General features: G+C 64.9%; 10 protein-coding genes. 3 read left to right on the forward strand and 7 right to left on the reverse strand.

Annotated features, from left to right (window positions below; genetic code table 11):
- Window positions 1-76: 76 nt before the first annotated feature.
- From argJ to A6M56_RS04650, 3 genes are read left to right on the forward strand one after another with little or no spacing between them, the layout of a single operon-like run.
- Window positions 77-1,306, forward strand: coding sequence for a bifunctional glutamate N-acetyltransferase/amino-acid acetyltransferase ArgJ (argJ, locus tag A6M56_RS04640; RefSeq protein WP_045785936.1), 1,230 nt, complete (start codon window positions 77-79; stop codon window positions 1,304-1,306).
- Between the two features lie 16 nt (window positions 1,307-1,322).
- On the forward strand, window positions 1,323-2,207 hold the full coding sequence (locus A6M56_RS04645; RefSeq protein ID WP_102080129.1) for an ATP-binding protein: 885 nt from the start codon (window positions 1,323-1,325) through the stop codon (window positions 2,205-2,207).
- Window positions 2,197-2,646, forward strand: a complete 450-nt coding sequence (locus A6M56_RS04650) for an NUDIX domain-containing protein (RefSeq protein WP_045785938.1) — start codon at window positions 2,197-2,199, stop codon at window positions 2,644-2,646. The genes A6M56_RS04645 and A6M56_RS04650 overlap by 11 nt, the downstream gene beginning before the upstream one ends.
- A 3-nt stretch (window positions 2,647-2,649) precedes the next feature.
- On the opposite strand, the gene yacG is transcribed toward A6M56_RS04650, so the two are convergent.
- The 7 genes from yacG to A6M56_RS04685 all read right to left on the reverse strand — a co-directional run bounded on the left by yacG (window position 2,650) and on the right by A6M56_RS04685 (window position 9,827).
- A complete protein-coding gene (gene yacG / locus A6M56_RS04655; RefSeq protein ID WP_045785939.1) occupies window positions 2,650-2,856 on the reverse strand; it encodes a DNA gyrase inhibitor YacG in 207 nt (68 codons plus the stop codon).
- 8 nt (window positions 2,857-2,864) lie between these two features.
- Window positions 2,865-3,623 carry a cell division protein ZapD gene (zapD, locus tag A6M56_RS04660; protein ID WP_062737999.1) on the reverse strand — a complete coding sequence of 253 codons (759 nt, stop codon included), beginning with the start codon at window positions 3,621-3,623 and terminating at the stop codon, window positions 2,865-2,867.
- A 134-nt stretch (window positions 3,624-3,757) separates the two neighbouring features.
- The gene (gene coaE, locus A6M56_RS04665) at window positions 3,758-4,372 is read right to left on the reverse strand and encodes a dephospho-CoA kinase (RefSeq protein WP_045785941.1); all 615 of its coding nucleotides are present in this window, start codon (window positions 4,370-4,372) and stop codon (window positions 3,758-3,760) included.
- 12 nt (window positions 4,373-4,384) lie between these two features.
- Entirely contained in the window at window positions 4,385-5,266 is an 882-nt protein-coding gene (locus tag A6M56_RS04670) for a prepilin peptidase (RefSeq protein ID WP_062737997.1), read from the reverse strand.
- Complete coding sequence (locus A6M56_RS04675) at window positions 5,266-6,531, reverse strand: type II secretion system F family protein (protein ID WP_045785943.1); 1,266 nt, start codon at window positions 6,529-6,531, stop codon at window positions 5,266-5,268. The genes A6M56_RS04670 and A6M56_RS04675 overlap by 1 nt, the downstream gene beginning before the upstream one ends.
- A 44-nt stretch (window positions 6,532-6,575) precedes the next feature.
- Window positions 6,576-8,303 carry a type IV-A pilus assembly ATPase PilB gene (pilB, locus tag A6M56_RS04680; protein WP_045785944.1) on the reverse strand — a complete coding sequence of 576 codons (1,728 nt, stop codon included), beginning with the start codon at window positions 8,301-8,303 and terminating at the stop codon, window positions 6,576-6,578.
- Between the two features lie 249 nt (window positions 8,304-8,552).
- A complete protein-coding gene (locus A6M56_RS04685; RefSeq protein ID WP_045785945.1) occupies window positions 8,553-9,827 on the reverse strand; it encodes an HlyC/CorC family transporter in 1,275 nt (424 codons plus the stop codon).
- Window positions 9,828-10,070: the final 243 nt, after the last annotated feature.

A 10,070-nucleotide genomic window follows, 5' to 3' on the forward strand; every position in this document is an offset into this window, starting at 1 on the left:
GTGTGCGCGGCGCATTCCGTTTTCTGTTGATTCACGATGCCCGCGATGCGGGCATCCTCATTTGAAAGGTGTGTCCATGGCTGTGAATCTCGTCGCGCCCGCTGCCGACTCCCTCTTGCCGATCGATGGCGTGGACCTGGGCTGGGCCGAGGCCGGTGTACGCAAGGCCAATCGCAAGGACGTGCTGCTGGTCCGCATTGCAGAGGGCTCGAGCGTGGCCGGCGTCTTCACGCAGAACCGCTTCTGCGCGGCGCCCGTCCAGGTGTGCCGCGAGCATCTGGCGAGCGGCAAGAGCACCCGTGCCATCGTGGTGAACACCGGCAACGCCAACGCGGGCACCGGCGCGCCCGGCCTCGCGCATGCGCGCCAGACCTGTGATGCCGTCGCCAGGCTGCTCGGCGTATCGCCCGAGCAGGTGCTGCCGTTCTCGACCGGCGTGATCCTCGAGCCGCTGCCGGTCGATCGCATCATCGCAGGGCTGCCTGCCGCGCAGGCCAACGCGAAGCCGGACAACTGGCTGGCCGCCGCCGAGGCCATCATGACCACCGACACCGTACCGAAGGCGGCCTCGGCAACGTGCACGCTGTCGGGCAAGACCGTCCGCCTGTCGGGCATCAGCAAGGGTGCCGGCATGATCCGCCCGAACATGGCCACCATGCTCGGCTTCATCGCCACCGACGCCAACGTGGATGAAGCCGTGCTGCAAGGCCTCGTGCGCCACGCGGCGGATCACTCGTTCAACAGCGTGACGGTGGATGGCGATACGTCGACCAACGATTCGTTCGTCGTCATCGCCACCGGCCGTGCCGGCACGCCGCGCATCGATTCCGAATCCCACCCCGACTACGCTGCCTTGCGCGATGCGCTGACCGGCCTCGCCCAGGAGCTGGCGCAGAAGATCGTGCGCGACGGCGAGGGCGCAACCAAGTTCATGACCATCCGCGTGGAAGGCGGGCGCCATGTCGAAGAATGCCGCCAGATCGCGTATGCGGTGGCGCATTCGCCGCTGGTCAAGACCGCGTTCTACGCATCGGACCCGAACCTGGGCCGCATCCTGGCCGCCGTCGGTTATGCCGGCGTGACGGACCTCGACGTCAACGGCGTCAACCTGTGGCTCGACGATGTATGGGTCGCGCGTGACGGCGGGCGCAACCCCGACTACCGCGAAGAAGACGGCCAGCGCGTGATGAAGCAGGCCGAGATCACCGTGCGCATCGCGCTCGGTCGCGGTGACGCTGCTGCCACGGTGTGGACGTGCGACTTCTCGCACGACTACGTGTCGATCAACGCGGATTACCGCTCCTGACCGGAGGCCCGTGCTGATGTCGTCCGATCTTTCCGCACGGCTCGAGCGCTTTCTCGGACGGCTCGAGCAGTGGCTGCCTCCCGAACTGACCGAAGCCGACTGGAACGAGGCCGTGGCCTTTCGCTGGCGCAAGCGCCAGAGCCTGTTCGGCAACATCGGCTACCTCGCGCCGGTCCGCCAGCTGCCGCCGATTCATCTGAGCGACCTGCACAACATCGAGCGCCAGAAGGCCGCCATCGTCGCCAACACGCGACAGTTCGTGCGCAGGCTGCCGGCCAACAACGTGCTGCTCACGGGGGCGCGCGGCACGGGCAAGTCGTCGCTCATCAAGGCGTGCCTGAACGAATTCGTGAACGAAGGCCTGCGCCTGGTCGAAGTCGACAAGGACGACCTGGCTGACCTCGGCGACATCGTCGAGCGCTTAGCCTCGCGCCCCGAGCGCTTCGCGATCTTCTGCGACGACCTCTCGTTCGAGGACGGTGAATCGGGCTACAAGGCGCTGAAGTCGGCGCTGGACGGCTCGGTGGCGGCGCAGTCGGACAACGTGCTGATCTACGCCACCTCGAACCGGCGCCACCTGCTGCCCGAGTACATGAAGGACAACGAGACCTACCAGCACACGTCGGACGGTGAAATCCATCCGGGCGAGGTGGTGGAAGAGAAGATTTCGCTGTCCGAGCGCTTCGGCCTGTGGCTGTCGTTCTACCCGCCGAAGCAGGACGAGTACCTGACCATCGTGGGCCACTGGCTCAAGCATTTCGGCTGCAGCGACGAGGACATCGCCGCTGCACGGGGCGAGGCGCTGGTGTGGGCGCTCGAACGCGGTTCGCGCTCGGGCCGTGTGGCCTGGCAATTCGCTCGCGACTGGGGCGGCAAGCACGGGCGCCAGCATGTCGACTGACAACCTGACGCAAGTGCCGCCCACGCACACGCCGGACGGCCGCAAGATCACCGAAGTGGCCGTGGGCGTGCTGGTGCAGCCGGACGGCCGCTTCCTGCTGGCCCAGCGCCCCGAAGGCAAGCCGTATGCAGGCTACTGGGAATTCCCTGGCGGCAAGCTGGAGTCGGGCGAGTCGGTGGAAGCCGCTCTCACGCGGGAACTGAAGGAAGAGCTCGACATCACCCTGCGCACATGCGAGCCCTGGCGCACGATCGAACACGACTATCCGCACGCCTATGTGCGGCTGCACTTCTGCAAGGTGACGGCGTGGGAAGGGACGTTGCGGGCGCTGGAAGGGCAGGACTTTGCGTGGCAGACGCTGCCGGTCAGCGTCGAGCCGGTGCTGCCGGCCACACTGCCCGTCTTCGAATGGATGCGCGAGGAAGCGAGCGCCAGTTGACCGCTAGTTGAGCTTGCTGGTCGTATCGCCGCCCGGAGCGTCGGGCGGCAAGTCGTCGTCTTCCACCACGGGAATCGTGTACTGCTCGGCCGCCCAGGCGCCCAAGTCGATCTGCTTGCAGCGCTCGGAGCAGAACGGGCGGTAGCGGCTTTCCGGCACCCATGGCACCGGCTTGCCGCAGGTCGGGCATTTGACGGTCTTCACGTTCATCGCAAAGGCTAGAAATTACAGAGCTTGAGCTGGAACGGGATATCCGCGTCGACCGGCTTGGGTCGCAGGTCGCCATCCTGCTGGGTGAAGCGTACCCAAAGCATGTACTTGTTGGCGCTGATCTCGGGAATGAAGCCCAGCGCCGCATCATCCAGGCGCACCTGCATGAGCTGGTACACGCGGCCCGACAGCATCTGCTGATAGCTACCTGCGTTAGCAATGACCTTGCCACTCTGGCCCGATTCGCGCAGCAGGCGCAGCACGATCATCGTGGCGTCGCGCAGTGGCACCAGCGGTTGGGCCCATTTGATGATGTCGGTGCGGCGGCGCTCGGCCGGATGATGCTGCCATGCAAAATACGCCGGCAGGTCGAACTCGCACGTGCCGCCCGGGATGATGGCGCGGCTGCGGATGCTCGTCAGCCATTCGTTGTCGGCGATGAGCTGGCCGGCCTTGCCCTGCGTGGCGGTGAGGTTGCCCGAGGCGGTTTCGAGCTCGCTGATGACGCTGTCGAGGGCATCCTGGTCGATCTGCGGATTGGCGCGCAGGGCGGTCAGCGTCTGGCGCTGGCGGTCCAGCTCCTTGAGCAGGTCGGACTTGAGATCCGCGCGGCCTGCCACGTCGACGATCTCGAACAGCGTGGTCAGCGCCACATGGTGCTGCAGCGGGTGTTCCTGCACGAGAAAGAAATCCAGACGCTCGAACAGGTCTTCGAGGCGCAGCAGCGTCCGAATGCGTTCGTTGAAGGGATATTCGTACAGGATCAAAACTGGGTGCCCGGTTTGCTGGCCGGCTGGCATATGCGGCCGTGAAGCCCGTTTGGCTTCAATCTGCCCGCATTCTATGCGAGACCCTCGCGCATCACAATGCAAAGGACTGTGACAGGCGCTTTCCGGCGGCTTCAGCTCGACCGGTAGGCTTGGTCCAGACGGTCGATCTGGGGGGTGAGGTCGTCGAGCGTGCCGCTGTTGTCGATCACGTCGTCGGCCGCGGCCAGGCGCGCTTCTCGCGGAGCCTGGCGTGCGACGATGGCTTCCACCTGCACGCGCGGCAGCCCATTGCGGGCCATGACCCGTGCGATCTGCGTTTCCACGGGGCAATCGACCACCAGGATGCGGTCGACGAGTTTGCGCCAGCTTTGCGGCCCGGCGAGGGATTCCACCAGCAGCGGCACCACGTAGACGAGGTATGGGCTGGCCCCAAACGCCTGTGCCGCGGCCCCGCGCGACAACGCAATCTCGCGGATGAGGGGATGCGTGATCTGCTCGAGCCGCGCCTTGGCCGTCGCATCGGAAAAGGCCAGCGCGCGCATGGCGTCGCGGTCCATGGCTCCGTCGGCGCGCAGGATGCCGGCACCGAAGGTTTCGACCAGTTTGGGGATGGCGGCGCCGCCCGGCGCGGTGATCTCGTGCGCGATGGCGTCGGTATCGACGATGGCGGCGCCGCGATCGGCGAGGCGGTCCGCCACGTAGCTCTTGCCGCTGCCGATGCCGCCGGTGAGGCCGATCACGCGCATGATGGCTGCCTCTTACGGCCCGAGCAGCGGCCCGAACCCGGCCATCACGAGCAACTGCGGCCCGGCCAGCAGGGCGATCGCGCCGGCCCCTGCAATGAACGGCCCGAACGAGAACGGCGATTCGCTCTTGGCGCCGCGCGCGATGCGCACCAGCCCGAAAACCAGGCCCACCACCGAGGACAGCAGCACCAGGAGCGGCAGCGCCTGCCAACCGAACCACGCGCCGAGCGCGGCCATCAGCTTGAAGTCGCCGTAGCCCATGCCTTCGCGGCCGCGCAGCAGCTTGTAGGCCCAGTAGATGGACCACAGGAAGAGGTAGCCGGCCATCGCCCCGATCACGGCGTCATCCAGGTGCGCAAACATGCCGAACAGATTCACCCCCAGGCCGAGCCAAAGCAGCGGCTGCGTGATGGCGTCGGGCAACAGCTGGGTGTCGGCATCGATCATCGTGCCGGCAATCAGGAACCACAGCAGCACCGCCGACGCCACCGCCACCCAGGTCGGACCAAAATGCCACAGGCAAGCCGCGGTCAGCAGGCCCGTGACGAATTCCACGGCGGGGTATCGCCACGAGATAGGCGTCTTGCATGCGCTGCACCGGCCGCGCAGCGCGAGCCAGCTCAAGACGGGGACGTTCTCGAGCGCCCTGATCTGGTGGCCGCACGACGGGCACGCCGAGCGCGGCACGACCAGGTTGTAGGTCTCGGGGTGTGGCAGTGGTTCTTCGCGCAGTTCAGCGATGTAGTTCGCTTCTTCGCGCTCGATCATGCGCGGGAGCCGGTGAATCACCACGTTGAGGAAGCTGCCGACCAGCAGGCCGACCAGCGCGCCGGACCCGATCACGAACCACGCCGGCAATTGCGCCAGCGTGGAGATGACAAACATGTCGGGCATCAAACCACCTGACCCAGCTTGAAGATCGGCAGATACATCGCCACCACCATGCCGCCGATCAGCACGCCGAGGATCACGATGATGATCGGCTCGATCAGCGCCGAGATATTCGCCACGGCGTCATCGACTTCACGCTCGTAGAACTCGGCCACCTTCAGCAGCATGCTGTCCAGCGCACCGGACTCTTCACCGATCTGCGTCATCTGCAGCACCATGTTGTCGAACACGTGGGTGGCCTGCATGGCGTTGGTCAGGCTCGTACCGATGCGCACCGCCTGCTGGATGTCGATCGTCGCGTCGTGATAGACCCAGTTGCCGGCAGCACCTGCCACGGATTCCATCGATTCCACCAGCGGCGTGCCGGCCGCGAACATCGTCGCCAGCGTGCGCGTCCAGCGCGCGATGGTTGCCTTGCGGATGATGTCGCCGAAGATCGGCATTTTCAGGATCCACCGGTGCGTGGCGCGCTGCACGTTCTCCGATCGCTTGAATGCCCGGACAAATGCGACGATGCCGATGATCGGCACGAAGACGATGAAGTACCACCACTGCACGAAGAAGTCGGAGATGCTCATCACCACCAGCGTCGGGGCGGGCAGCGTGGCGCCGAAGCTCGAGAACACCCCCTTGAACGCCGGCACCACGAAGATCATCAGCACCACCGTCACCAGGAACGCCACCGTCAGCACCGAGATCGGGTAGATCATGGCCGACTTGATCTGCGCCTTCAGCGCGATCGACTTTTCCATGTACAGCGACAGCCGCTCGAGCAGCGCATCGAGGATACCGCCCTGCTCACCGGCGTCGATGAGGTTGCAATAGAGCGTGTCGAAGTACCGGGGGTGGCGTCGGAACGCCTGCGCCATGCTGCTGCCCGACTCGATGTCCATGCGGATCTCGGTCAGCAGCTGCGTGAAGTTCGGGTTCGCGTGGCCGCGCGCGATGATGTCGATCGACTGCAGCAGCGGCACGCCGGCCTTGAGCATGGTCGAGAGCTGGCGCGTGAAGTACGCGATGTCCTTCGGCGTGATCTTCTTGCCGCGCGCGGCACGGCGGCGCTTGGACTTGGTGATCGACAGCCCCTGCTTGCGCAGGATCGCGTTGACCTCGGTGATGGTCTCGGCGCGCATTTCACCCTTGAAGATCTTGCCTTTGCGGTCTTTGCCTTCCCACTCGAAGATGTACTGCGTGGGCGCCTTCGTCTTGGCGGTCTTGCGTGCCGGCGCGGCGGCCGCGCGGTTTGCGGCTGGTGCTCGTGTGGCCATGGTTGGTTCCTACCCCCCGGTATGGGAACGATTGATCGAGAAGGTCATTGGTTCGTCGTGGCCAGCACTTCCTCGAGAGAAGTCAGCCCCAGCTTCACTTTCTTCAGGCCCGCTTCACGCAGCGACAGTACGCCTTCCTTGCGCGCCTGCTCGGCAATCTGCAGCGCCGTGCCGTGCGTCAGGATGATCTCCTGGATCGCCTCCGTAATCGGCATGACCTGGTAGATGCCGACCCGCCCCTTGTAGCCGCTGCCGTTGCAGGTCTCGCAGCCGACCGGGTGATACGGTTGCCATGAGCCGTCGAGGTCGGCCTCGGTAAAGCCGGCGTCGAGCAGCGTTTCCTTCGGCAGCGGCCCCGGTTTCTTGCAGTCCTTGCACAGCCGGCGCGCCAGACGCTGCGCCGTGATCATCAGCACCGACGACGCAATGTTGAACGGCGCCACGCCCATGTTCATCAGGCGCGTGAGCGTGGTCGGAGCGTCATTCGTGTGCAGCGTGGAGAACACCAGGTGGCCCGTCTGCGCGGCCTTGATCGAGATATCGGCCGTTTCCAGGTCCCGGATTTCGCCCACCATGATGATGTCCGGATCCTGCCGCAAAAACGACTTGAGCGCCGCCGCGAACGTCAGCCCCGCCTTGTCGTTCACGTTGACCTGGTTGATGCCGGGCAACTGGATTTCCGCCGGGTCTTCTGCCGTGGAAATGTTGATGTCGCCGGTGTTGAGCATGTTGAGGAAGGTGTACAGCGACACCGTCTTCCCCGAGCCTGTCGGCCCCGTCACCAGCACCATGCCGTACGGCCGCTTGATCACGTCGAGCAGCAGCTGTTTCTGCTCGGGCTCGTAGCCGAGCTGGTCGATATCGAGCCGCTCGGTGGACGACTCCAAAATCCGGATCACGATCTTCTCGCCGAACAGCGTCGGCAGCGTCGAGACCCGGAAGTCGATGGCGCGATCGATCGTCTCCTTGTTGTCCTTGTCCTTGCGGTCCTTCGGGACGGTGATCAGCAGCTTCATGCGGCCGTCCTGCGGCACGCGCTTCTCGGAAATGTCCAGGCGCGAGAGCACCTTGATGCGCGTGGCGATCTTGTCGCGGATGTCCAGCGGCGGCTGGGCCACCTGCATCAGCACGCCGTCGATGCGAAAGCGCACGCGGTAAAACGTTTCAAACGGCTCGAAATGCAGGTCGGAAGCACCGCGCAGCAGGGCTTCGGTAAAGAGCTTCTGCAGAAAGCGCACGACGGGGGCATCGTCGATGCCGTCGGCCGTGGTGCGGCGCGTGGCCGCCGCGGCGCCCGGGTCGTATTCGATCTGTACGGCTTCCTGCTTGGGGAAGAGGGATTTGATCTCGGCCGGCGCTTCGTTGGCCAGGTTGAGTTGGCGCACCAGCTTGTCGTGCTCGACGATGACCGTTTCGATCGTCACGTTCATCTTCTGGCGCAACTCTTCGATCGGACGCGCGTCGCTGGGGTCGGACGTGGCAACGATCAGCCGGTTTTCGCGCCGGGCCAGCGGCAGCAGGCGCAGTTGCGCGAAATGCTTGTTGGCCGTGAGCACGGCCGGCACCGTATCCAGCTTGTACTGCGCCAGATCCAGCAGCGGCATCTGGTACTTGCTGGCCACGAACACGGCAAGGTCGTGAGCGCTCATGATCCCGCTGCTCACGAGTTCGTCGATCAGTTGCGTGCGCTTTTCACGCGCGCTCTGTTCGAGCTGGGTGAGTAACGTCGGCGCGATCCGCCGGCTCTGCGCTAGAGCGAGTCCGAGAGTCATGAATCCGTCTGGCTGACCATGTTCAGCGCGCGCCGGGCCCCACTGCCGCAACGCGTGCCCGCCCCCCTAGGCGAGTTGTTTTATGTTCTGCAGCCGGCATCCCACCCATTCGTGGGGGGTGGTGCCCGGGATCGGGGCAGTTTGCCCACCGGGCCTGGATTTGTAAAGCGCACCGCCCGGCGCAGCTTGCATTTGTGCCACATCGGCACGAAAGGGGCAGGACTGAAGCTTCCGGCGTCGCGTGTGGCTTCAGCTGCGCTTCGTGGGCGGCGGCTGGTGCAGCCTCACCGTGCGGATCGACTGACTGTCCATCTGCACGATGTCCATCACGCACCCCGCGATCTTCACACTGACCGTCGCCTCGGGAATCTCCTCCAGCACTTCGAGCAACAGCCCGTTGAGGGTCTTCGGCCCGTCCGTGGGCAGCGTCAGGCCCAGGCGCCGGTTGAGGTCGCGCAGCGACATGCCGGCATCGGCCATGTACGTGTGCTGGGCGTCCCAGGCAAGCTTGCCGGCGTTCGGCAGCGTGGTGGTGAATTCGCCGATCATCTCCTCGATGATGTCTTCGAGCGTGACCAACCCGAGCATGTCGCCGTACTCGTTGACGATCAGGCCGATGCGGCGGCGGTTCTCCTGGAAGTATTGCAGCTGGCGGAAGACCGGCGTGCCGCTGGGCACGAAATACGGCTCGACGAGCAGGCCGCGGAAGTCGTCGTGCGTCAGTTCCGTGTGGCCGAGCAATGACAGCGCCTTGCGCACGTGCAGGATGCCGATCACCTGGTCGCTGTCCTGCTCGAATACGGGCAGCTTGTTGTGATAGCAGGTTTCGAGCTGCTGGATGACCTCGTCGATCGGGCGCGACAGGTCCAGCGATTCCACGCGCGCGCGCGGCGTCATCACGTCATCCACGGTGATCGCGTCGAGATCGAACAGGTTCAGCAGGATGCTGCGGTGCTTGTGCGGAATGAAGTTGCCCGACTCCAGTACCAGCGTGCGCAGCTCTTCGGGCGACATGCGCTGCTCCGGCGCCTTGCTCGTATTGATGCGCACCAGCCGCAGCACGCCCATGGCAAACGCGTTGACCACCACGACCAGCGGCGTCGATACCTTCATCAGCGGCTTGATGATGAAGCTGGCCGGAAAGGCGATCCGCTCGGGGTACGTCGCACCGACGATCTTCGGCGCAATTTCGCAGAAGACAATGATCAGGAAGGCGACCACAGCCGTGGCGATCGACAGCGTTGTCCCGCTGTTGCCGAAGTAGTGGATCGCCAGGTTCGCGATCAGCACCGGCACGGCCGTGTTGATCAGGTTATTGCCGATGAGGATGAGCGAGAGCAGCTTGTCGGTCTGGCCCAGCAACTGCTGCGTGTTGCGCGCGCCCGAGACGTTGGACTTGGCAAGATGGCGCAGGCGATGGCGGTTGAGCGCCATCATCGCGGTTTCGGAAATCGAGAAGAAGGCGGAGCAGCACAGCAGCAGCGCGACAGCGCCGAGTTGCGCCCAGAGCGGCCAAGAGTCCAAAGCGGGAGAAGAGAGGCGACGAAGCGCCCACTATAGCAGAGGGGTTTGCCGCGCCGGCGGCGGGAGCCGTGCCTGCGCGCACGGCAAAATACGCTGCGGCACCGAGCGGGAATACGAAGGATGCTGGGAAATTGCTGTGCGGGCGAGGCCAGAAAACCGTGCCGCAGGAACCACTTGAATACGAGAAACTGGTCGGGGTGAGAGGATTCGAACCTCCGGCCTCTACGTCCCGAACGTAGCGCT

Source organism: Ralstonia sp. RL, assembly GCF_001683835.1.
Classification (GTDB): domain Bacteria; phylum Pseudomonadota; class Gammaproteobacteria; order Burkholderiales; family Burkholderiaceae; genus Ralstonia; species Ralstonia mannitolilytica.